Origin of the sequence: Bacteroides sp. D2 (assembly GCF_025147085.1) — a bacterium.
GTDB lineage: Bacteria > Bacteroidota > Bacteroidia > Bacteroidales > Bacteroidaceae > Bacteroides.
Window position 1 is genome coordinate 1,288,345 of sequence record NZ_CP102261.1, and the last position, 22,544, is coordinate 1,310,888.

A 22,544-nucleotide genomic window follows, 5' to 3' on the forward strand; every position below is an offset into this window, starting at 1 on the left:
TTGAATGTGACAAAAATACATTATTTATCCTGAATCCCAGCGAATTTTATTATTTTTTTAATACCTTTGTGCCCATATAAATATGAGCAACTGACCTAATGAGTCCACTGAACTTCACCCACATTTTGACACAGGCAGTCGATGAGCTATCGGAAAGCGAATCTTATAAAGGACTGTTTCATCAGCACAAAGATGGCGAACCACTGCCCTCTGCAAAAGTCTTATATGAAATTATTGAGCTTTCACGCTCCATTCTTTTCCCCGGATATTACGGAAATTCTACTATTAACAGCCGGACTATCAATTATCACATCGGTGTAAACATTGAAAAATTGTTTGATTTACTTTGTGAGCAAATCCTGGCTGGATTATGTTTTAGCACTTCCATAGAGGGGAAATGCAACGTCTGCTCCGACTCCAAACGAGAAGAAGCTGCACGTCTTGCTGCTAAATTCATCAGTAAGTTACCCGCCATGAGGAGGATACTGGCAACGGATGTGGAAGCCGCCTACAACGGTGACCCGGCTGCCGAAAGCTATGGAGAGGTCATATTCTGTTATCCGGCCATTAAAGCGATCAGCAATTACCGTATCGCGCATGAATTGCTGGAACTGGGTGTTCCTCTGATTCCCCGTATCATCACGGAGATGGCGCATAGCGAAACGGGAATTGATATCCATCCGGCCGCAAAGATTGGCACTCACTTCACCATCGACCATGGTACGGGTGTCGTAATCGGCGCCACGAGTATCATCGGAAACAACGTCAAACTATATCAGGGTGTCACGCTGGGAGCTAAGAGTTTCCCACTGGATGCCGACGGAAAACCTATCAAGGGAATCCCCCGCCATCCGATCCTGGAAGACAATGTAATTGTTTATTCCAACGCCACTATTCTGGGAAGAATCACCATCGGGCGTGATGCAACCGTAGGCGGTAATATCTGGGTAACGGAAAACGTGCCCGCAGGAGCAAGAATCGTACAAACTAAAGCAAAAAAATAAAATCAAAAGAATCTATATGAGCGAACAATTCGAGATGATAGCCAAGACTTTCCAGGGACTGGAAGAGATACTTGCAGAAGAACTGACAGCATTAGGAGCCAACGACATTCAAATAGGACGTCGTATGGTTTCATTTACAGGAGATAAACGTATGATGTACAAGGCTAATTTCTGTCTACGTACCGCCATCCGTATCCTGAAACCCATCAAGAACTTTACGGCCAAAGATGCTGACGAGGTTTACAATCAAATACAGGCTATTCCATGGGAAGAATATCTCGATGTGAACAAAACATTTGCTATCGATGCAGTAGTATTCAGTGAGGAGTTCCGCCATTCGAAATTCGTTTCGTACAAGGTGAAAGATGCGATTGTGGACTACTTCCGCGAGAAAACGGGTAAACGTCCGTCGGTACGCATCAACAACCCGGATGTACTTCTGAACATTCATATTGCACAGACTACCTGTACCTTGTCGTTGGACTCGTCCGGAGAATCACTTCACCGTCGCGGTTATCGCCAGGAAGCGGTAGAAGCTCCGTTGAATGAGGTATTGGCTGCCGGCATGATTTTAATGACCGGATGGCGTGGAGAATGTGATCTGATCGATCCGATGTGTGGTTCGGGTACTATCCCTGTAGAAGCCGCACTGATTGCTAAGAATATCGCTCCGGGAGTATTCCGTAAAGGGTTTGCTTTCGAGAAATGGGTGGATTTCGATGCGGATATGTTTGATGAGATTTACAATGACGACAGTCAGGAGCGTGAGTTTACTCATAAGATTTATGGGTATGACAACAATCCGAAAGCGAATGAGATTGCAACTCACAATATAAAAGCTGCCGGCGTATCGAAAGATATCGTGCTAAAATTGCAACCGTTCCAGCAGTTCGAACAGCCGAAAGAGAAATCAATCATCATCACCAATCCTCCTTATGGGGAACGTATCTCTACGAATGATTTGCTCGGTCTTTACCAGATGATCGGCGAACGTCTGAAACATGCATTTGTAGGAAACGAAGCATGGGTGCTTTCTTATCGGGAAGAGTGTTTCGACCAGATTGGCTTGAAGGCAAGCCAGAAGGTTCCTTTGTTCAATGGACCGTTGGAGTGTGAATTCCGCAAATATGAGATTTTTGACGGAAAATATAAAGAGTTCAAGAGCCAGGAAGAGGGCGAAGAGAAGAAAGAGGGTGAAGGTGAACAGGCTCCAAGATTCAGAGAAAGAAAAGAGTTTAAGCCACGTCGCGAAGGTGAATTAAAACCACGCCGGGATGGTGAGTCCAGACCTCGCAGAGAGGGAGAATACAAGCCACGCAGAGAAGGTGGCGACTTCAAAGGTGGCGACAGAGATAGAAAGCCACAGGGAGAATTCCGCGGAGGAAGAGATTCGAGAGGCCCGAGAGAGTTTAAAGGGAACCGGGAGCCGAGGATTCCGAAGAAGGAAGGGGAATAGGCTAAGATTCAATAGTTAATGACTTATTTCAGCAATCATTAACTCACAGAATAAATAGTTCAAGGTCGCAAATTGCGATCTTGAACCCAAAAATAACCATATTAATCAACAGTCATAGACAGTAAGCTGCCAGTTAAACGAAATATGAATGATTTAATCATAGTAGAAAACAAGATATATGAGATCAGAGGGCAGAAAGTTATGCTTGACTTTGATTTGGCGGAAATGTATGAGATTGAAACAAAATATCTCAAGCAAATGGTAAGAAGAAATATAGAACGATTTCCTGCCGATTTCATGTTCCAATTATCAAACGAGGAAGTTAACTATCTGGAAATCAGTTTGAGGTTGCAAATTGCAACCTCAAACAAGGGCGGTAACCGATATGCACCTTTTGCTTTTACCGAACAAGGTGTCGCCATGCTTTCTGGAGTACTTCGAAGCCCTAAAGCCATCGAAGTCAACATCAACATCATGCGAGCCTTCGTCCACATGCGCCAATACCTGCTCTCCCATGCTCCAAAACAGGAATTGGAAGAATTGAGGAAAAGGATTGAATACTTGGAAGAGGACATATCCTCCGACAGAGAAAGCTACGAGAAGCAATTTGACGACCTATTCACCGCTTTCGCCAAATTGAGTGCTGCCATTCAAATAAAGCAGACTCCTTTGGACAGAGTAAAAATAGAAGGATTTAAAAACAAATAATAAAGAAAAGAGCAATGAGTAAAATTGGAAAAAGAGCCATTCTGTTATTGTTGGCACTACCAATCGGATTCAATGTTATGGCACAAGAAACCAAAAAACCGACGCTGGAAGAACTGATTCCGGGCGGCGAGAGTTACCGCTATGCAGAAAACCTGTACGGGCTGCAATGGTGGGGCGACGAATGTATCAAGCCAGGAGTAGATACCCTTTATTCAATTCAACCCAAAACCGGGAAAGAAACAATGGTTATCACTCGCGAGCAAATCAACAAAGTGCTTGAAGAAAACAAGGCAGGAAAATTATCACACCTGTATTCCGTCCGTTTTCCATGGACAGACAAGGCACAAATGCTATTCACGATAGCAGGAAAGTTCATTGTATATGATTTCAAGAACAATCAGGTTGTCAGCACTTTCAAACCAAAGGACGGGGCAAATAATGAAGACTATTGCGCAGCCAGTGGAAATGTGGCTTACACGATAGATAACAATCTATATGTGAATGAGAAAGCAGTAACCAATGAACCCGAAGGCATCGTTTGCGGACAAACAGTGCACCGCAATGAATTCGGTATCAACAAAGGAACTTTCTGGAGTCCGAAAGGTAACCTGCTCGCTTTCTACCGTATGGATGAAAGCATGGTGACACAATACCCGCTTGTAGACATCACCGCACGTGTAGGCGAAGTGAACAACGTACGCTATCCGATGGCAGGAATGACGAGCCATCAGGTAAAAGTAGGCATTTACAACCCTGCCACCGATAAAAGCATTTATCTGAATGCAGGCGATCCGACAGACCGTTATTTCACTAACATCAGCTGGGCACCGGATGAAAAGAGCCTCTACCTGATCGAAGTAAACCGCGATCAAAATCATGCCAAACTCTGCCAGTACAACGCAGAGACAGGAGAACCCATGGGAGTCCTCTATGAAGAAATGCACCCTAAATACGTCGAACCGCAAACCCCCATCGTATTTTTGCCGTGGGACCCTACCAAGTTCATCTATCAAAGTCAGCGTGACGGCTACAATCACCTTTATCTCTTTGAGACAAATGCAGCAAACATGAAAGGTGAAACCTATAATAGTGCCAACGGCGGTAGTTATTTCCAGGCCGGTAAAGTAAAACAGCTAACCAAAGGCAACTGGCTGGTCAGCGAAATCCTAGGATTCAACACAAAGCGTAAAGAGGTCATCTTCACTGCCGTAGAAGGCTTGAGAAGCGGCCATTTTGCAGTAAACGTAAGTAATGGAAAGATAAGCCAGCCGTTTGAGAACTGCAAGGAAAGCGAACATAGCGGAACACTTAGCGCCTCTGGTACATACCTTATCGACCGTTATTCCACCAAAGACCAACCCCGCGTCATCAACCTGGTAGACACCAAAAACTTCAAAGAAACAGCCAACTTGCTGACAGCCGAAAATCCTTACGACGGATACCAGATGCCAAGCATCGAAACCGGAACAATCAAAGCGGCAGACGGCACTACCGACCTGCATTACCGCCTGATGAAACCGGCAAACTTCGATCCGGCTAAGAAATATCCCGTAATCGTATATGTCTACGGAGGCCCTCACGCGCAATGCGTCACCGGAGGATGGCAGAACGGCGCACGCGGATGGGACACATACATGGCAAGCAAAGGCTATATCATGTTCACCATCGACAATCGCGGTAGCAGCAACCGCGGACTAACATTTGAAAATGCCACCTTCCGCCGTCTCGGCATCGAAGAAGGCAAAGATCAGGTGAAAGGCGTTGAATTCCTGAAATCCCTCCCCTACGTAGACAGCGAACGCATCGGCGTACACGGATGGAGCTTCGGAGGTCACATGACTACCGCCCTGATGCTCCGTTACCCGGAGATATTCAAAGTAGGCGTTGCCGGAGGTCCGGTAATCGACTGGGGTTACTATGAAATAATGTACGGCGAACGCTATATGGACACACCGGAAAGCAATCCGGAAGGCTACAAAGAATGTAACCTGAAGAATCTTGCCGGTCAACTGAAAGGTCACCTGTTGATTATTCACGACGATCATGACGATACCTGCGTGCCACAGCACACCCTGTCGTTTATGAAAGCCTGTGTAGATGCCCGCACTTATCCCGACCTGTTTATCTACCCGTGCCACAAGCACAACGTAGCAGGCCGTGACCGTGTACATCTGCACGAGAAAATCACCCGGTACTTTGAGCAGAACTTATAAAACCTGTGAAGTCCACCGCATCTATACGAATCATATATAACAGTATAACTTATAATAGCACAAAGATGAAGATATTATTACTTGGCTCGGGCGGCCGCGAACATGCACTGGCATGGAAAATTGCCCAAAGTCCGAAAGTTGAAAAACTGTACATTGCTCCGGGAAATGCCGGAACAACTGCCGTAGGCGAGAATGTCAACATCAAAGCAACCGATTTTGAAGCCATCAGCGCTTTCGCTCTGAAAGAGAACATTCAAATGGTAGTAGTAGGCCCCGAAGACCCGTTGGTAGAAGGAATTTACGACTACTTCCAGAACCGTCCGGAGCTAAAGCATATTGCCGTTATCGGTCCTTCGGCTCAAGGAGCAGAACTGGAAGGAAGCAAGGAGTTTGCCAAAGGCTTCATGATGCGCCACAACATCCCGACAGCCCGCTACAAAAGCATCACTTCCGCAAACCTCGAAGAAGGTCTCGCTTTCCTCGAAACGCTGGAAGCTCCCTATGTATTGAAGGCTGATGGTCTTTGTGCCGGAAAAGGAGTACTTATCCTCCCTACACTGGACGAAGCTAAAGTAGAACTGAAAGAAATGCTGGGTGGCATGTTCGGCTCTGCATCGGCAACCGTTGTAATCGAAGAGTTCCTAAGCGGTATCGAGTGCTCTGTATTCGTACTGACAGACGGAGAACACTATAAAGTCCTCCCCGTAGCCAAAGACTACAAACGCATCGGTGAAGGCGATAAAGGACTAAATACAGGCGGTATGGGTAGCGTAACCCCCGTTCCGTTTGCCGATGAAGTATTTATGGAGAAAGTACGCACACGCATCATCGAACCGACCATCAACGGCCTGAAAGAAGAAAACATCACTTACAAAGGCTTCATCTTCCTCGGTCTTATCAAGGTGAAAGGTGAACCGATGGTGATCGAATACAACGTCCGCATGGGCGACCCGGAAACAGAAAGCGTGATGCTCCGTATCCAGAGCGACTTCGTAGAACTGCTTGAAGGTACTGCCGCAGGCAACCTGAACGAAAAAACACTGGTGATGGACCCACGTTCAGCCGGCTGTGTCATCCTTGTCAGCGGAGGTTATCCCGAAGCTTACGAAAAAGGATTTCCTATCAGCGGACTGGAACAGGCTGCCGCTACCGACAGCATCATTTTCCATGCCGGAACAGCCATGAAAGACAGACAGGTCGTGACGAACGGAGGACGTGTGATTGCCGTTTGCTCTTACGGTGCAACGAAAGAAGAGGCACTGGCACAGAGCTACAAAGTGGCAGACATGATCGACTTCGACAAGAAGTATTTCCGCCGCGATATCGGATTCGATTTGTAAAAAACAACCTATAATGATACGCCACGGCAGGTATAAATCTCCTATTTGCAGGGCATATAGATCCAATGTACAGGACATATAGTTCCAACACGCAGGATATATAGATCCAACACGCACGGCATATAGATCCAACAAAGCGATGATATATGCCTGCCGGGCGACAACAGAACTGACAGATCAATGAGAAATAAAAGACTACAAAGTCAAGTGACGGCAGGACGGTGGACCCTGCCTGCCGTTATCTTTATCTGCGCCCTGTGCTGGGTGTTGACTTACTTTTTATTTCCCGGTTCCATAGCCTCAACCGTACTCGAAGGCAGCCCTTCTGCCTGGCAACCCGCCCGCAATTTTTTGCTTCCGGGATGGGCAGACCGGATTGTCAGCTTCCTGATTTATGCAACCATCGGCTACTTTCTGATAGAGCTGAACAATCAGTTCAGCATTATCCGTATGAGGGCTTCCATGCAGACGGCTATCTATTTCCTGCTGGTCACCGTCTGCCCGAAAATGCATTTCCTATATACTGGAGATATTGTTGCCCTAGGCTTTCTCATTTCCATTTATTTTCTGTTTAAAAGCTATCAGCAAACTCAAGCTGCGGGTTATTTATTCTATTCCTTCTTCTTTATTGGAGCGGGAAGTATTCTGTTCCCACAGTTCACCATCCTCTCGGTGCTTTGGTTGCTCGAAGCCTACCGTTTCCAGTCGCTCACTCCACGTAGTTTCTGCGGTGCGCTGCTCGGATGGATGCTGCCATACTGGATGCTGTTCGGACACGCCTTCTTCTACAACGAGATGGATTTATTCTATCGTCCTTTCAATCAGCTACTTACTTTCGGAGAATTCTTCAACCTACAAATCCTCCAGCCTTGGGAACTGGCAATACTCGGCTATCTGTTGGTGATGTTCATCGTCAGTGCCGTCCATTGCATCGCCGCCGGATTTGAGGATAAGATACGCACGCGCGCCTATCTCCAATTCCTGATAGACCTGACGATTTTCCTGTTCCTGCTGATTGCCCTGCAACCGATATATTGCAGTGCCCTATTGCCTTTGCTTATCATAAGCAACAGCATCCTGATCGGACATTTCTTTGTACTGACCAATAGTAAAAGTTCGAATGTGTTTTTCATCATTTCATTGGTCGGTCTCATCCTCTTATTCGCTTTTAATGTATGGACGCTTTTATAGATTCAACGATACAACTCCTCATAGAATGGGGACTCCCGGGATTATTCATCTCGGCTTTATTGGCTGGGAGCATCGTGCCTTTCAGTTCCGAACTGGTACTGGTGGCACTGGTGAAACTCGGGCTGCCCCCGATAGCCTGTCTGATCTCCGCCACTCTGGGCAATACAGTAGGCGGAATGACCTGCTACTACATGGGGCGTCTGGGCAAAATCAGCTGGATTGAGAAATATTTCAAGGTAAAGAAAGAGAAAGTAGACAAAATGGTGAAATTCCTGCAAGGGAAAGGAGCATTGATGGCCTTCTTCACCTTTCTTCCCGCCATTGGGGAAGTGATAGCCATTGCACTGGGATTTATGCGAAGCAATACATGGCTCACCATAGTTTCCATGTTTGTCGGCAAACTGATACGTTATATTCTTCTCCTGTATGCACTCGAAAGTGCCTGGGATGCTATAGCAGGATAAGAAATAAGTATTAGGTATTAAGTATAAAGTATTAGACGTTAGGCAGTAAGTATTAGAGATTGTATGATGAAAAGGATTATTGAGAAAACCGACGACGGGAGCGCTACCCTGTTTGTTCCGGAATTGAATGAACATTATCATTCAACGAAAGGGGCACGCACGGAGTCTCAACATATTTTCATCGATATGGGACTTAAAGCCTCTTCCGCCACTACTCCGCGTATTCTTGAAATCGGCTTCGGGACAGGGCTAAACGCCTGGCTCACCCTGGAAGAAGCAGAAAGAAGCAGATGGAATATACACTATACAGGATTGGAACTCTATCCGCTGGAATGGCAGACGATAGAGCAACTAGGATATATCTCCAATGATGAACAATTAACAACGAGCGACCGGCAGCAACCGGCTATCGAATTGTTTAAGCAACTTCATACATCACCTTGGGAGAAAGACGTGCAACTCACTCCACACTTCACCCTACGGAAAGTAGAGACAGACGTAAACAAATGGGTTGAGAACAGAGAACGAACAATGAGCAATATCAATGATAGCGTAACCAACGCCGAATCACCTGCCCTGAATCTTTCATTTAACCTCATTTACTTCGATGCCTTTGCACCGGAAAAACAGCCGGAAATGTGGTCGCAAGAACTATTCAACCGCCTCTACGTTTTATTAGATAGAGACGGTATCCTGACCACTTACTGCGCCAAAGGTGTCGTCCGCCGGATGTTACAGACAGCCGGATTCACAGTAGAACGCCTGCCCGGACCTCCGGGTGGTAAACGGGAAATATTACGGGCCCGAAAATAAGAATAGAAACAAGATAAGAAAGAAACCCCGAAATAGAAGAAGTCATGAAAAAACAACTAAAAGATATGAGAACCCTTTTCCTCCTTAGTGCCTGCCTCCTAATGGCAGCCTGCACAGGACGCTCTTCCCAAGCAAGCAACGATGACGAAGCAAAACCGGTGATTACCGTCACCCTGGAACCGCAACGTTATTTCACGGAAGCTATTGCCGGAGATAAATTTAAAGTAGTCAGCATGGTCCCCAAAGGTTCCAGCCCGGAAACCTATGATCCTGTCCCCCAACAACTTGTTTCTCTGGGAGACAGCAAAGCCTATTTCCGCATCGGATACATCGGCTTCGAACAGACCTGGATGGATCGTTTAATGAACAATACCCCCCATATTCAAGTGTTCGACACCTCCAAAGGAATCGACCTCATACTCAACAATGATGACCACGACCATGCCCACGGACATAACAGCCACGACGGGCATATCCACGCCGTAGAGCCTCACGTATGGAATTCCACCGGTAATGCTTTAATCATTGCAGGAAATACCTACAAAGCCCTTAGCCAACTGGATAAGGCAAATGAGGTATACTATAGAAACCGCTACGATTCGCTCTGCCAGCGCATCCAGCACACCGACAGCCTGATTCGCCGTCAACTCTCCGTTCCCGAAGCAGCCAAAGCCTTCATGATTTATCATCCGGCTCTCTCCTACTTCGCCCGCGACTACGGATTGCATCAGATTTCCATCGAAGAAGGGGGCAAAGAACCTTCTCCCGCCCATCTGAAAGCCTTGATAGACCTGTGTCAGGCAGAAGATGTACGTGTAATCTTTGTTCAACCGGAATTTGACAAACGTAATGCGGAAACCATCGCGCAGCAAACCGGAACGAAAGTGATCCCTATCAATCCGCTAAGTTACGACTGGGAAGAAGAAATGCTGAATGTAGCCAAAGCCCTCGCGCCACAGGCTGCAACAAAATAAACGTATAAAGAAAGAACCCATCAAGCCATTTCCAACGATGAAACCAATAATCGAAATAAAGAATCTTTCCGCCGGATATGACGGTCGCACTGTTCTCCACGATGTTAATCTAAGCATCTACGAACGGGATTTTCTAGGTATTATAGGTCCGAACGGAGGCGGCAAAACGACGCTTATAAAGTGCATCCTCGGTCTGTTGAAGCCAACCGGAGGGGAAATTATATTCCATACTCCTGAAAAAGCATCTACTAAAACCACTTCTACTTTCCTGGGTTATCTGCCTCAATACAACAGTATAGACCGGAAGTTCCCTATTTCCGTGGAAGAAGTGATCCTATCCGGATTAAGCATACAAAAATCGCTCACTTCACGATTTACCCCCGAACAGAAAGAGAAAGGTAAACAGATTATTTCCCGTATGGGGCTTGAAGGATTCGAACACCGTTCTATCGGGCAATTAAGCGGCGGGCAGCTGCAACGTGCCCTGTTGGGACGTGCCATCATCTCCGACCCTGCGGTATTGATTCTCGATGAACCCAGCACGTATATCGACAAGCGTTTCGAAGCACGCCTTTATGAGTTATTGGCTGAAATCAATAAAGAATGTGCCATTATCCTTGTCAGTCACGACATCGGCACTGTATTGCAACAAGTAAAATCTATCGCTTGCGTCAACGAAACGCTGGATTACCATCCGGATACAGGCGTTACTACCGAATGGCTGGAAAGGAACTTCAACTGCCCTATCGAGCTATTGGGACACGGTACATTGCCTCACCGGGTTTTAGGAGAGCATCATCACCATCATTAAAGATATCTGCAAAAGACGACCTACATGAATCTATTTGTGCAAAAAAGTTCATTGGTAGATTCGTGCAAACAAATTAGAGCAAACAATTCTTTATATAGCCCTCTATTTCTTGTGCAGTCACATCATAAACAGGTTCAAGCTGCTCAAAATGGGAATCCCTCGTAAAGCGGTTGCTATTAGTAAGCATTGCCAAAAGGTTCTTAGACTTCAGCCTGTGTCCGGAGTAACTTAAAGCCAAAGATATTAAATCATTGACAGGCACACCGGATTTTAAAATGGAGTAAATATCGTAGTAATCACGAAAGTTGCTTCTACGCAACAACACTTCCATCTTCATTGCTCCGATAGATTTCACATCAGCCAGTTTCAGATTATTCAGGTAGCTTACCGGCTCACTTACCGGAGAATATTTAGGGCAAGCATAAAACGAAAATTTCACTCCTGACACAAGATATTCCACATGATCTATATCTAGAATATCTTTATGCTGAATCTCTCCAATCGTAGCCAGTTCTTTCTCTATCTGATACCAAGCTACCTCCATCTTCTCTATCTTGGAAGTGCGCCACTTCATAAAATCCAAATCCTCACTCTGACGAGTTCCGATTTGTAAAGACAAGGCAGTTCCACCGACCAGAAGATAAGGTTTTATGCAATCCAATTGGGAAACCGCTTCAAAAATCTGCAGTGTGTGTGGAGCTAATCCTTTCATAGAAGTATTTTGTTTAGGCGACGAGTAGCCATAGATTTTATATAAGCGTCCGGTTTCTTTGCTTTAAAATAGTACCATGCAAAAAAACGGTTCAACGTATAGAGATATTCCTCTTGTGGAATGAGATAATCCAGCCATACCTGCTTGATTTTCTTGAAAGGATAAACCAAAAAAAGCTGATTAATTTCCTCTAAATCAAGATGCAACAACGTTTTTTCAATCAGCATATCATCCGGAATATCTTTGATTGAATCTTCATTGTACGACCAGAAGCAATGTTCCTGCTTCAATTTCGACAATAGTTCCTGCTTTATAACATCAACAGACATAGGTTACTGTTTATTAGGTAAGACAAAAATAGTATTTACCAAAGAGCCACTTTGCCCAAAGAACCAAGTTCCAAGCTTGCCGTTTTCACGCCCATTGCCTTGAATGCTCTTACAATAGTAGAAAAGGATATACTTTTCCCACTTTCTATTTTCGAGATTTGTGCCCTTTTAACCCCCATAAGCTCACCTAATTGTTCTTGGGTAAGATTCTTGGCCTCTCTCGCCCGTTTAATAGCCTCACCTATAAGAAAGTTATTAATATCAGTCTCATATTTTTCGCGTGCTGGAGTACCTTTTGTACCTATCACTCTATCCAGCATTTCTTCATGAGTATAAAGTTTCATTTCCTCCATATATTTTACATTAAACCTTGCTTTCTCTTCCATGACTTTGTGTTTACATAGCAAAGATACAAAAAACGTTCCTATTTTGGAAACAAGAACCCATGTATTTTAGTTCATTCCCTATCTAATACCAAGCAATCTCTAACTTCAGCTGATGTCTCAAGTGTTAAACCTAACGGCCAAGCTATTAATAGCAAACTTCCACTGCCTTAATAGCAAACTTCCGCTTCTCCAATAGCAAAGTTATGCTTGACTAAGGATAATCTATAAACGCAAGTTACGTTTATAAAAACAAAACTTGCAATTATAGTTTATGACTAATGAAAAGGAAGTTTGCTATTAAGGCAAAAGAAGTTCACTAACAGGATAAAGGAAGTTTATCTCTAATACATCAGGGCTTATTTATTAAGGCCCGAAAAGAAATGCCCCGTCAAGTCATAGAAATGCAATTCACATTTCTGCTTGACGGAGCATTTTATCATTTTATTCTCTTATTCCAAAACTATTCTTTGTTCTTCTGCGTCACCTCAATGCCTTGCGGCCATACAGCAGGCGATATATGTACATGAGCATCATTTCCATGTCCGGTGTAATCCTCGGCAATGTCGCCATGCCCTTCGTTAAACTTCCAGTAAGCACAAAGTCCGGTAGTAGCAGGATCTACGTTATACATATTATCGAAAATCTCCTGCTGGGTTCGCATCACGTTCCAAACACGTACTTCACAGATTTCACCATCAAGTTGGCGGGAGAAATCGGTAGATTCGCCATAGGAATGGCCGATTTTGAACATGAAATCCTTACCACGGTTCTGCATACCCAGATTAATAGGTTCTCCTTTACCATAATCCTCAATACGGCTCTGTTCACGACCGTCTACGTAGATAACCGCCACTTTCTTTTCTGTATCAAACGTCACCGCTACATGATACCATTCGCCTTCTTGCAAAAGCTTGCTGTTATCAGCGTTCGGAAATTTAATCTCATTGCACGAGAATTGCAACTGTTGCGCCGGAAAACCTGCATCACCCAAGCGGAACAGGCAATATTGCTCGATACCCATAATCGTAGATATTTCTCTTGCAGTTACACCATTCTTAAAGTTATTCACACGTATAATAGCCTCGTAGGTAAGCTGCTTCATGTTGTTTACCACATCAGCCGTGGAACTTCCTTTATCAAAGCCCGGCACTTCAAAGAAATTATTTTTCAAACTGACAGCCGTAGTGATGGCACTGGAACGACGTACCACATAACAAATAGTCTTTGAACCGCCTAGTGTACCCATACCACCCGACACCTGGTCGATAGTGATGGGGAGCAAATAGCCTGCATCAATTTCAAGGTCAGTAAGACCGGAGAAGTCAATAGTGACAGGTTTGGAGCTGACTTCACCTTGCGGGATAACAGTCTGACCTGCCGACAGTTTGTAATGCTTGGCATCAAGCATGGTATAGTTAGCACCAAGGCGGGCGTTATAAGTATTCACCAGCGAGGCGTCTACTTTAATACCGACATTGATATCCTCGCCTGCAGGACGTGCCAACAAAGCGGAAATTTCCTTTTGTCCCGTCTCTATGGTACGGTTAAAAGTAAAGTTGGACACGTCCTTTAGCTTGGCTGCATCCAAATAGACGACATTATCGAAAGGGGAGGCATTGCTATAGTCTTTATTATCACAGCCGGTGGCACATAACAACAGGACCGTAGTTATGATAGCCGGTGAAATGACAGTAAGCATACCTCGAAGTATTTTTTTTGTTTTCATACCAGTTCGTATATTAAGTTTAATCAAAAACATAAATCACTTATGTGCCCTATTTATATAGCCGTCCGAACACAAAAAAGACGGCAAATTTACATATCGAAATTACCGTCTGACACACCATTAAAGCTTTTACTATACAATACACTGCTAAGCATGGCTACACCCAACTCTGTGAATACATACGGATTACGTCTTACTCCATTTTTATAGCATTGGAGGTCACAAATTGTGACCTCCAATCTTGGATTTCTTCACTCGAAATCTGAAACATAACGTCAGAAGGAAAACGTTCTATATTTCGTTTGACAGCCTGATTAAGCACTTTTGTCTGAACTCCATACATCTCTGCCAAATCACGGTCAAGCATCACCTTCTGACCTCTAAACTCATATATTCTATTTTGAATTATCTGCAATTGATCCATCTTGTATGTTTGTTATAAATAGCCTCGAACTATTCATAGTATATATCGGGGCCAAAAGTAATCAATAAGTTTAGATTGCAGTTACATTTTTACGAAAAGAATCCACTGCAAATGACAACTATCAACGGTAACTTCAATATGCCAAAGAACGAGTTTTTCCTTTATTTATGGAAAAAGTATTTATTGATAATATTCAAAAGAAGATTTACCAGTCTTTTCTGTAAGTATTACCAGCAGCATGTTCTACTCCAGGATCTAAAGACACTCCAGAATATACAACGTCTCCCCATATGAGCTCATCTCTACTAAAATCCCAGCCATCACCATCATCCATAAATTGAAGAAGAGAATAATCGCCCAACATTATCCTAGCTGCATTTTCTCTGTCACCATATTCATTGCCAATAAGATCATCACCATATATCAAGATATTACTTTTTTTATTCCCTCCAGATTTCCACTTACATATAATATCTGCTGCACGATTCCTAATATTTGGATCATTACTAGAATAACGAGGTACATTAACACATCCATAGCGAGTTTCAGTTAACCCAGCAATAGACCTACGCGTATATTTACTATAAGTTTGAACACTTCCATCCAGATTTGGATTGATTATTTGCAATTCTTCTGTTGACGAAAAATAACCATGCCATGCATAATCAATATACCCGCCTACTTCAATTCCTCCACACCTAGAAACATCATAAAAATATTCAGTAGCATCCCCCTTATCTACTAAAGTCAATAGTTTATCCGGCAGAGCCTCACGCAACGCTTTGATCAACCGAGGATATGAAGTTGTATTCATTCCTGGCATTTCAGCTTTTCCATATTTACCGTCCTCATCCCACAAGTTCACTCCATCTAGTTGATAACGTTCTATCACATCTTTTACTTGACGAACAAAATCAGCTATCTGTGTATCATTCATATTACAAAAGCCTATACCTTTACCACCATTCTCAATACAAAGACATACTTTACGCTTATATTCTTGAAGATGACGAATATATTTATCTCTATGCTCCAATACGTAAGCCAAATCACTACCCAACTCAAACAATGCGCGTTGACTTACACCATCATAACCAATCGTTGCTCTTTTCAAATTTACAATATTTCCTAAACTATATATCGGATAAGGACGAGTAATCATGTCATCCAACATAATCCCCCATGCACTAGCAATCAAAGGTTGATACGTTTCCGTATTTACATAAAATACTGTAATCATTTCAGGTAATAATGGCGGAATATCTTGTATTTGTCCAGTTGTTCCAGGTATACATGTAATAGTTTTTTCCCTGAAATTCACTCTGTAATAAATTACTTGTTTATTCCCTTGTGCATCTACTCCTACAGGATTTTGTGTCAAAGCAATCGCTAACAAATAAAGTGTTTCAGGCTTCAATCCATCAGGAGAAAGAGTTATGCTGATAGTTCCGGATTCTTTCTTTCCAGCAGCCACAGTAAGCGAACCGCCATTTCCCAAAGTTACGTTAGCAACAGGAAATTCCTTCATATCAGTTTCGTTATCACTGTTATATTGAGCCACAAGCTCCGGAGACGGAATGGCTTTTACCGTAACAGCCGTTATAGCAGGCTTTGTCAGTGCATAACATATCTCTTCGGTTACAGCTCCATCACCTTCGTACATACTGACAGTAATCTTATTAGAAAAAGTTTTTCCACTGCATAACTGCCCTCCGACGCTATTCATCGGCGTTTCGTCCGGCAACTGCCCGGCAGGCATGGAAATATCATCTTCAGTACACCCCGTCGTTGCTACCATCAGCAGTGACAGCATCAGAAAGACGAAGTATTTAAATGGGTTATTTTTCATATCATTATAGTGTTTTACAGGTTTCACAATAAATAATCTCTTAGTTATGCCCCTTATTTGGACGGGTTCATTATTTGGATAGCTAGCCGACTAGTCTCATAATTCATCTTCGTATGATAGTAATCATCGCCCAAAGCATAGATAGCAAGTCCGCCTACAGGACCCAAAGAAACGACACGGTTTGTCATCTCGGTAACAGCGTCCAGTTTTTCACCTTCTTCATCCACTAACTTTTCATTAATCTTGGCGGAGAGCAATAGTTTCTCTTTAGGGATTGAGAAGTTTTCTATCACGCCTGCCACATAGAGTTTCAAATCTACGGCAGAGGTAATCGTAGCAGTGTTCAAGACGACATAATCCAGCTTATTCAGATCTGCGGCATCCATAAAGGCAGGATCACCTTCAAATACCAGCAGTTTGCCATCGCCTACAGCGGTAGAAAGCTTGGAAACGATTAATTTGGCCGCTTCACGACGGGCAGCCTGTTCAGCTTCCGTTCCTCCATAAAGAGGAGTACCTTTAATGGCAAACCCATTCATACCCAACTGGGAAGCGGCAGCAACGGCCTTATCCAACCAGGCACCTAGTTTGGCAGCATCGGTCAAGGCGGGCATTTGAGCGGTATAATCCACCAAATAGAGCACCTTGATACTCTTTTCCTGTAACAGGAGAATATCCTCACAGTCATAAGAGGTCAGGCTTTCGGGATGCGTCGGAGTTACGATGTCCAATGAGTCGGGCAATGAACGGAGGTAATCACCTTCATTCTTCGACTTTTCGGCACTATTGTCGAAACTACCGTAAGTGACAAAGTGTTTGCTTTGCCTATACGTACGCAGCGTCTCCATGTAACGAGCCCAAAGTTCAGGATTCTGTTCTTTGGCATGCTGCGGATCAATATCAACAGTTTTCTGATCCGTCCAGTCGCTGCACGAAGCGGTAGCAAGCAATGCCAGCAACAGGAACAGATGAGTGAAGATGTTAGCAATGGAAATTCTCATATTCATATCTTCTTGTTTTAGTTTCTATATCTTCTTGTTTTCTAGTTCTCACATTTCCAGTTTCATGTCCCTACGGTCTCGGTTTCTTGTCCCACCAAAGAGAAGTAGCGCCATTATCAGGGCCACCCAACATACCGACGGCCTCCAGAATATACTGCCGGTTACCGGAATATTCGCTGGGCGGATACCACAGGCGACGTATTTTAGCTTTCGTATCGTCAATAGTACCACCGCTATTGTTCACTACCACAGGCAATAAATGAGGATAATCCGTGCGACGATATTCGCTCCATGCCTCTACCGTAGAAGGAAACATAGCAATCCATTTCTGGGTAATGATACGCTCCAGATTCTTCTCGGCATATTCATCACCCTCTTGCCAGGCAACAGTAAGGTTGCTAACGGCTCCGGCTGAATAAGTTCCATCCACAGGGTCAGTGTAAGCCTGCGGTGTGTTGGAAGCATTGGCAGCATAAGAAAGAGCATCCGTGGCAGGAAGTCCGTACTGTTCAAAAGAAAGAGCAATTGCTTCTTCATATAGGCTCTTGGCATCGCCTCCCATCGCCCAGCCGCGCAATGCGCCTTCGGCGCGCAGGAAAGTGATTTCTGCCGCATTCATCCACGGATAAGGACTGGCAGTAGATATAATCGGTTTGCTATAACGGTCTATCACGCTTTCCTTGTTCACCACATCAATACCGATACGAATACCGGCAAAGCCGGACACTTTCGTCGGCTTACCACCAACTGTTTCCGTGATTTCCACTTGAGTAAACATCTTCTCCCGCCGAGGATCCTGATAACCGTTCATGTAACAAAGCAAGTCGGCACCTATCCGATGGTCGGACCAGCCGTTGAAAACCATAGCGGCACGGTTTTCCTCCACCTTCATTTCGGCATTATCGGCATTGTCCGTGATAACCCCTGCTGCTACGGCATCCTGTGCCACTTGTTGTGCCGTAGTAGGATCAACATACACCATGCGGATAGCCATACGCAACTTCAGGGAATTGGCAAATTTATACCACTTGCTGACGTCACCGTAATAAACATCGTCAAACTTACGGAATGCTTCAGAACCTATCGTAAGATTTTCCTTCAACACGGAACTCACTTCATCAAGTTCCTTCAGCATTTGTTTGTAAACAGCTTCCTGCGAATCATAGGGCACATTAAGCGAAACACTACCCTGCTCGTCTATCACCTTGCTATAAGGAATGGGACCATACATATCCGTCATACGGTGCATAATAGCTACCCGCAGCAATTTGGCAAGAGCCAGTGCCACAGGATCATCACTCTGATCCTGCAAATCGCGGTAAAGCGGATAAGATTCGGTAAAAATATCACCATACGTCTTATCCTGCCAGTCAACAGACGGGTTATAAGTTTCAAATTTATCGGTACGCACGAGCGTAGTCCCATAATACCCGGCAAACGGACCTGCCGCCAAAGCCTCGATAAACTGATAAAGATGCTCTTTAGTAGGTACCACCAACCCTTGCAAACCTCGCAGGGTAGAGCCTATATTGTAGTTTTCGCGTCCCTGCTCATCCTTGGTCACTTCGTACTCCTTGCGGTTGATTTCATCGAAGTTGCCCGTACAGGCTGCTCCGCCCACCAGCAGAAGTCCCAGGGAGAATATCTTTAAGAAAGATTTCACTTGTTTCATACGATCTGATTTAACGGGTTAAAAGTTTATTTTCACATTCACGCCGATATTACGGGTACTCGGCAACATGAAGTTATCAATGCCTTGATAATAATTACCGGTATTCGCCACCGCTTCAGGGTCGAAAGGTGCACGACAGTAAATCATCCAAAGGTTACGACCTACCACAGAGACATTGATGTCACACACACCTCCCAGCCATTTGCGGGGAATGGTATAACCCACACTGGCTTCTTGCAGACGCACGTTCGTAGCGCTGTAAGTGTAATACTGCGGCAATCCGCTACTGTTTCCGATGAGGCTGTAATACGTTTGCGCATCCACAAGAGTACGTCCGTTGAGCAACACACCACCGTTGTCACGGGCTTGAGCCGAACGTTCGGACACTCCATACTGATCCATTGCCGCCTGTGTGGCAGAATAAGCAATCCCTCCGATACGTGCTGTAAAGAGTGCGCTTAGACTGATACCACGCCATTCGAAGCGGTTATTCCATGCCAGATTAGCTTTCGGGAATACACTACCCAGCTTAATGTCCGGCAGGTTATCTTCCGTAGTCAGCGCACCGGAAGGATCAATCTCCACCATGCCACTATTGTCCCGTTTCAAGTCACTCTGTGTGTAAAGATCACCCAACGTACCCCCTTTCTTCAGGATGAATCGTGCTTTACCCAGTCCGCCTACATCCAAGCGATTCTGTGTGATAGGCAATCCCGTTTCGGGATGAATATAGCTGGTCACCAAGTCTTTTATCGTATTCTTGTTGTGAGAGAGAGTGAAATTACTTTCCCAGTGCAAATGGTTGTTCCAGGTATGTCCATAACCCAATGAGAGTTCCACACCGGAATTACGCACATATCCTGTCTGCAAATAAATCTTGCTATAACCGGAAGATACGGAAACTTTCGGGTCGAAGGTTTGGTTGAAAGTATTTGCCAAGTACCATGAAAAGCCGAGGCTGAAATCCTTGAAAAGACGCATATCCAGTCCCAATTCCCACGAGTTGGTACGCTCGGGCTTCAAGTCCTTGATAGGATAGTGTGTCTTGGGCTTCCATTGCTGGTTAGCCTCATCGTATTCGTAAGTGGGCGATGTCAGATTACGGGGATAAGGCATACCAACGGAACTGAAAGAGCCACGAACCTTCATATAGTCGATAAATTCCGGCAAAGTCAGCATTTCGGAGATAACCCCCGAAAGTCCTACGGACGGGTAGAAGAAACAAGGTGTAGAAGAATTGGCAAGTTGCGAAGCCCAGTCGTTTCGCCCGGTCAGTGTAAGATAGAGCATACTCTTCCATCCCACTTCCACACTGGCGAAGATTGATTGCGTCTGTTCCTGCCATTCGTCCTGACGGGCTTTCTTCTTTGTGTTGTCGAGGTCGAACACATTAAACACGTTCGGTATTCCCTTTTCACGAATCGGGCCACGATAACTCAAATCTTCGTATCTGTTGTTCACAATGCTGGCACCCACGTTTGCCACCAGTGAGAAGTCATTAAAACGCTTGTTGATGTTGGCAAGCACGTCGGCATACGTTTGTGTTTCGTCGGGCTTGGAGATGGTATAGTGTCCCTGCGTACTCTCTTCCGTAATTGTAAGATTGGAGCTGGCATAGAGCTTCTGTTCATACTTGGTGTGCGTGTTGTCCACACGTACACGTCCTGATATATTCAACCAGTCAGTAATGTCATAACTCAATTGAGCAGACAGCATATAACGCTTCTTCTGATTCAGACGCAGATTACGGTAAGCAATCCAATAAGGATTCTGCATACGGTAGTCACCTTCTCCTTGCGGCCAGAACATCGTATTGATTTTGCGTGCCGGATCCCAACGTTCGAACACCTTGACAAGTCCGAAGTCATCGCCACGCGGGAACAGATAAACGGGCACAATGGGATTGGAATAAATCCCCTGATTCGTCATGTTGCGGTCGTTCTGAATGATGTAGCTGGCTCCTATGTCAAGTTTCATCCGATCGTTCAGGAAATTCGTCGTATTACGGAAAGTAAAATTAAAACGGTTATAACGATTGTTGGGAACAATGCCCTCGGAGTTGACCGACGCCACCGAAAAGAAGGTCTGGTTCTTCTCCGTACCGGTAGAAAGGGTGACAGAATTGGTGAAGATCAGTCCTGTATCAAAGAAATCTTTCGGTTCATAATTGGTGCGGGAGGCGTCATTCAACTTCGCTCCCCAGCTTAGGATGGTAGAACCTCCGTCTTTCCCACGGCTTCCCGTCCCGTAGCGGTTTTGGAATTCAGGAAGCACGAAAGGACGGGCAAATTCGGTATTGCTGTTCACCGTCACTTGCAACTTGCCTACTTGTCCGTGCTTGGTAGTAATAACAATCGCACCATTGGCAGCATTACTACCATAAAGTGCAGCGGCTGCGGCACCCGTCAATACGGAGATACTTTCGATGTCGTCCGGATTAATGTCGGCAATGCTCTCCGTAACGCCCCGTGAATCGAATTCCATTCCACCACCGCCACCGAAGTTATACATTGGTATACCGTCGATGACGTAAAGCGCATTACTGCTTTGTTCGATAGATTTCGCACCACGCATCACTACCTTGCTGGCTCCACCCACACCGGAAGAACTACTGTTGATAGTAACACCTGCCACCTTACCATTCAGGCTGTTAATGAAATTAGCATCTTTAATGCCGGAGATTTCGTCCGCTTTCACCTGTTGCACGTTGTAGCTCAACGCTTTCTGTTCACGCTTGATACCAAGGGCAGTCACGACTACTTCGTTGAGTTGCTCCACGGCAGTGGCAAGCGTCACATTATACACGCTCCTGTCTGTGACTTTCACATTTTGAGGAGTATAGCCTATATAGGTAAAATTGAGCGTGCTACCCACCGGAGCTTCGATAGAATAACGTCCTTCAATGTCTGATATAACTCCACTGGCAGAACCCTGCACCTGAATATTGACACCGATAAGCGGCTCACCCGTTTCGTCTGTCACTTTTCCTTTGATTTGTTTATCGGAAGATGGCTTTTCCTGTGCCGGTTGAGGAATAATCTTGATGTATTTACCTTTCAATTCGTAGGTGCAGCCTGTACCTTTCAGGATGGTAGAGAGAGAATAATCCAATCCGGCTTTATCCAGATTGAGATTGAGGGCAGGTTTGTCACGCAGCAACGAGTTATTGTACCCAATGGATAATCCCGACTGCTTTTCCACTTTTTTCAATGCTTCAATGACGGTAATATTGTTCTCACGGATGGTAATCCGCACGTCATTTTGAGCAAAAGCTGTTACTTGTAGCAAAAATAAGCTGAAAAAGAGTAGAAAACTTCTTCTTACGCCTCGCTTATCCGCTATAAATGTGTAATTTTGTAGCATTAACTTTTAAGTATTAGTTTGTTAACTAGGTTGTTATTCACGTAGATCAGATCAACAGAGTATAACACTCTGATGCAGAAAAGTTGATTATTTCATATCCGGGATGGA

General features: G+C 44.7%; 18 protein-coding genes and 1 pseudogene. 10 read left to right on the forward strand and 9 right to left on the reverse strand.

All coding sequences use genetic code 11. From position 1 onward, the window contains the following. Positions 1-98 precede the first annotated feature (98 nt). From NQ505_RS04500 to NQ505_RS04545, 10 genes are all read left to right on the forward strand, one after another. Positions 99-1,004, forward strand: coding sequence for a serine O-acetyltransferase (locus NQ505_RS04500; RefSeq protein ID WP_004296704.1), 906 nt, complete (start codon positions 99-101; stop codon positions 1,002-1,004). Between the two features lie 16 nt (positions 1,005-1,020). After that, positions 1,021-2,460: a class I SAM-dependent RNA methyltransferase gene (locus tag NQ505_RS04505; protein WP_009001396.1), complete on the forward strand. Its 1,440-nt coding sequence runs from the start codon at positions 1,021-1,023 to the stop codon at positions 2,458-2,460. A 144-nt stretch (positions 2,461-2,604) separates the two neighbouring features. Continuing rightward, the gene (locus NQ505_RS04510; protein WP_004302950.1) at positions 2,605-3,168 is read left to right on the forward strand and encodes an ORF6N domain-containing protein; all 564 of its coding nucleotides are present in this window, start codon (positions 2,605-2,607) and stop codon (positions 3,166-3,168) included. Between the two features lie 14 nt (positions 3,169-3,182). After that, positions 3,183-5,381 (forward strand): S9 family peptidase, encoded by a 2,199-nt coding sequence (locus NQ505_RS04515; protein WP_009001395.1) that lies wholly within the window; start codon positions 3,183-3,185, stop codon positions 5,379-5,381. 65 nt (positions 5,382-5,446) lie between these two features. Next, on the forward strand, positions 5,447-6,721 hold the full coding sequence (gene purD, locus NQ505_RS04520) for a phosphoribosylamine--glycine ligase (RefSeq protein WP_009001394.1): 1,275 nt from the start codon (positions 5,447-5,449) through the stop codon (positions 6,719-6,721). A gap of 180 nt (positions 6,722-6,901) precedes the next feature. After that, on the forward strand, positions 6,902-7,912 hold the full coding sequence (locus NQ505_RS04525) for a hypothetical protein (protein ID WP_032854091.1): 1,011 nt from the start codon (positions 6,902-6,904) through the stop codon (positions 7,910-7,912). After that, the gene (locus tag NQ505_RS04530; protein WP_004296698.1) at positions 7,897-8,376 is read left to right on the forward strand and encodes a YqaA family protein; all 480 of its coding nucleotides are present in this window, start codon (positions 7,897-7,899) and stop codon (positions 8,374-8,376) included. Before NQ505_RS04525 ends, NQ505_RS04530 begins: the two co-directional genes overlap by 16 nt. Positions 8,377-8,442: 66 nt before the next feature. Further along, entirely contained in the window at positions 8,443-9,189 is a 747-nt protein-coding gene (gene mnmD / locus NQ505_RS04535) for a tRNA (5-methylaminomethyl-2-thiouridine)(34)-methyltransferase MnmD (protein WP_032854164.1), read from the forward strand. A gap of 44 nt (positions 9,190-9,233) precedes the next feature. Next, positions 9,234-10,163: a metal ABC transporter solute-binding protein, Zn/Mn family gene (locus NQ505_RS04540; protein ID WP_009001391.1), complete on the forward strand. Its 930-nt coding sequence runs from the start codon at positions 9,234-9,236 to the stop codon at positions 10,161-10,163. A 37-nt stretch (positions 10,164-10,200) separates the two neighbouring features. Further along, the gene (locus NQ505_RS04545; RefSeq protein ID WP_004324203.1) at positions 10,201-10,974 is read left to right on the forward strand and encodes a metal ABC transporter ATP-binding protein; all 774 of its coding nucleotides are present in this window, start codon (positions 10,201-10,203) and stop codon (positions 10,972-10,974) included. Between the two features lie 73 nt (positions 10,975-11,047). Here NQ505_RS04545 and NQ505_RS04550 read toward each other — a convergent pair whose 3' ends face one another. The 9 genes and pseudogenes from NQ505_RS04550 to NQ505_RS04590 all read right to left on the reverse strand — a co-directional run bounded on the left by NQ505_RS04550 (position 11,048) and on the right by NQ505_RS04590 (position 22,436). Next, complete coding sequence (locus tag NQ505_RS04550; RefSeq protein ID WP_004296694.1) at positions 11,048-11,686, reverse strand: nucleotidyl transferase AbiEii/AbiGii toxin family protein; 639 nt, start codon at positions 11,684-11,686, stop codon at positions 11,048-11,050. Beyond that, the gene (locus NQ505_RS04555) at positions 11,683-12,015 is read right to left on the reverse strand and encodes a hypothetical protein (protein WP_004296693.1); all 333 of its coding nucleotides are present in this window, start codon (positions 12,013-12,015) and stop codon (positions 11,683-11,685) included. Before NQ505_RS04555 ends, NQ505_RS04550 begins: the two co-directional genes overlap by 4 nt. A gap of 35 nt (positions 12,016-12,050) precedes the next feature. After that, entirely contained in the window at positions 12,051-12,368 is a 318-nt protein-coding gene (locus NQ505_RS04560) for a helix-turn-helix domain-containing protein (RefSeq protein ID WP_032848631.1), read from the reverse strand. Between the two features lie 493 nt (positions 12,369-12,861). Beyond that, a complete protein-coding gene (locus NQ505_RS04565; protein WP_009001390.1) occupies positions 12,862-14,127 on the reverse strand; it encodes a DUF1735 and LamG domain-containing protein in 1,266 nt (421 codons plus the stop codon). A 125-nt stretch (positions 14,128-14,252) separates the two neighbouring features. Next, positions 14,253-14,551: pseudogene (locus tag NQ505_RS04570) on the reverse strand (ORF6N domain-containing protein); the annotation flags it as partial. A gap of 205 nt (positions 14,552-14,756) precedes the next feature. After that, a complete protein-coding gene (locus NQ505_RS04575; protein ID WP_009001389.1) occupies positions 14,757-16,400 on the reverse strand; it encodes a BT_3987 domain-containing protein in 1,644 nt (547 codons plus the stop codon). A 53-nt stretch (positions 16,401-16,453) separates the two neighbouring features. Beyond that, the gene (locus tag NQ505_RS04580; RefSeq protein ID WP_004302928.1) at positions 16,454-17,407 is read right to left on the reverse strand and encodes a glycoside hydrolase family 18; all 954 of its coding nucleotides are present in this window, start codon (positions 17,405-17,407) and stop codon (positions 16,454-16,456) included. Between the two features lie 64 nt (positions 17,408-17,471). Continuing rightward, the gene (locus tag NQ505_RS04585; protein WP_009001388.1) at positions 17,472-19,073 is read right to left on the reverse strand and encodes a RagB/SusD family nutrient uptake outer membrane protein; all 1,602 of its coding nucleotides are present in this window, start codon (positions 19,071-19,073) and stop codon (positions 17,472-17,474) included. 18 nt (positions 19,074-19,091) lie between these two features. Beyond that, a complete protein-coding gene (locus NQ505_RS04590) occupies positions 19,092-22,436 on the reverse strand; it encodes a TonB-dependent receptor (protein ID WP_009001387.1) in 3,345 nt (1,114 codons plus the stop codon). Positions 22,437-22,544: the final 108 nt, after the last annotated feature.

Bases quoted from the DNA above. Each gene is read 5' to 3' on its own strand.
- NQ505_RS04580 (WP_004302928.1), bottom strand. From the start codon at position 17,407: ATGAATATGAGAATTTCCATTGCTAACATCTTCACTCATCTGTTCCTG.
- NQ505_RS04540 (WP_009001391.1), top strand. From the start codon at position 9,234: ATGAAAAAACAACTAAAAGATATGAGAACCCTTTTCCTCCTTAGTGCC.
- NQ505_RS04585 (WP_009001388.1), bottom strand. From the start codon at position 19,073: ATGAAACAAGTGAAATCTTTCTTAAAGATATTCTCCCTGGGACTTCTG.
- purD (WP_009001394.1), top strand. From the start codon at position 5,447: ATGAAGATATTATTACTTGGCTCGGGCGGCCGCGAACATGCACTGGCA.
- NQ505_RS04505 (WP_009001396.1), top strand. From the start codon at position 1,021: ATGAGCGAACAATTCGAGATGATAGCCAAGACTTTCCAGGGACTGGAA.
- NQ505_RS04565 (WP_009001390.1), bottom strand. From the start codon at position 14,127: ATGAAAACAAAAAAAATACTTCGAGGTATGCTTACTGTCATTTCACCG.
- NQ505_RS04545 (WP_004324203.1), top strand. From the start codon at position 10,201: ATGAAACCAATAATCGAAATAAAGAATCTTTCCGCCGGATATGACGGT.
- mnmD (WP_032854164.1), top strand. From the start codon at position 8,443: ATGAAAAGGATTATTGAGAAAACCGACGACGGGAGCGCTACCCTGTTT.
- NQ505_RS04550 (WP_004296694.1), bottom strand. From the start codon at position 11,686: ATGAAAGGATTAGCTCCACACACACTGCAGATTTTTGAAGCGGTTTCC.
- NQ505_RS04500 (WP_004296704.1), top strand. From the start codon at position 99: ATGAGTCCACTGAACTTCACCCACATTTTGACACAGGCAGTCGATGAG.
- NQ505_RS04560 (WP_032848631.1), bottom strand. From the start codon at position 12,368: ATGGAGGAAATGAAACTTTATACTCATGAAGAAATGCTGGATAGAGTG.
- NQ505_RS04590 (WP_009001387.1), bottom strand. From the start codon at position 22,436: ATGCTACAAAATTACACATTTATAGCGGATAAGCGAGGCGTAAGAAGA.
- NQ505_RS04525 (WP_032854091.1), top strand. From the start codon at position 6,902: ATGAGAAATAAAAGACTACAAAGTCAAGTGACGGCAGGACGGTGGACC.
- NQ505_RS04555 (WP_004296693.1), bottom strand. From the start codon at position 12,015: ATGTCTGTTGATGTTATAAAGCAGGAACTATTGTCGAAATTGAAGCAG.
- NQ505_RS04510 (WP_004302950.1), top strand. From the start codon at position 2,605: ATGAATGATTTAATCATAGTAGAAAACAAGATATATGAGATCAGAGGG.
- NQ505_RS04515 (WP_009001395.1), top strand. From the start codon at position 3,183: ATGAGTAAAATTGGAAAAAGAGCCATTCTGTTATTGTTGGCACTACCA.
- NQ505_RS04530 (WP_004296698.1), top strand. From the start codon at position 7,897: ATGGACGCTTTTATAGATTCAACGATACAACTCCTCATAGAATGGGGA.
- NQ505_RS04575 (WP_009001389.1), bottom strand. From the start codon at position 16,400: ATGAAAAATAACCCATTTAAATACTTCGTCTTTCTGATGCTGTCACTG.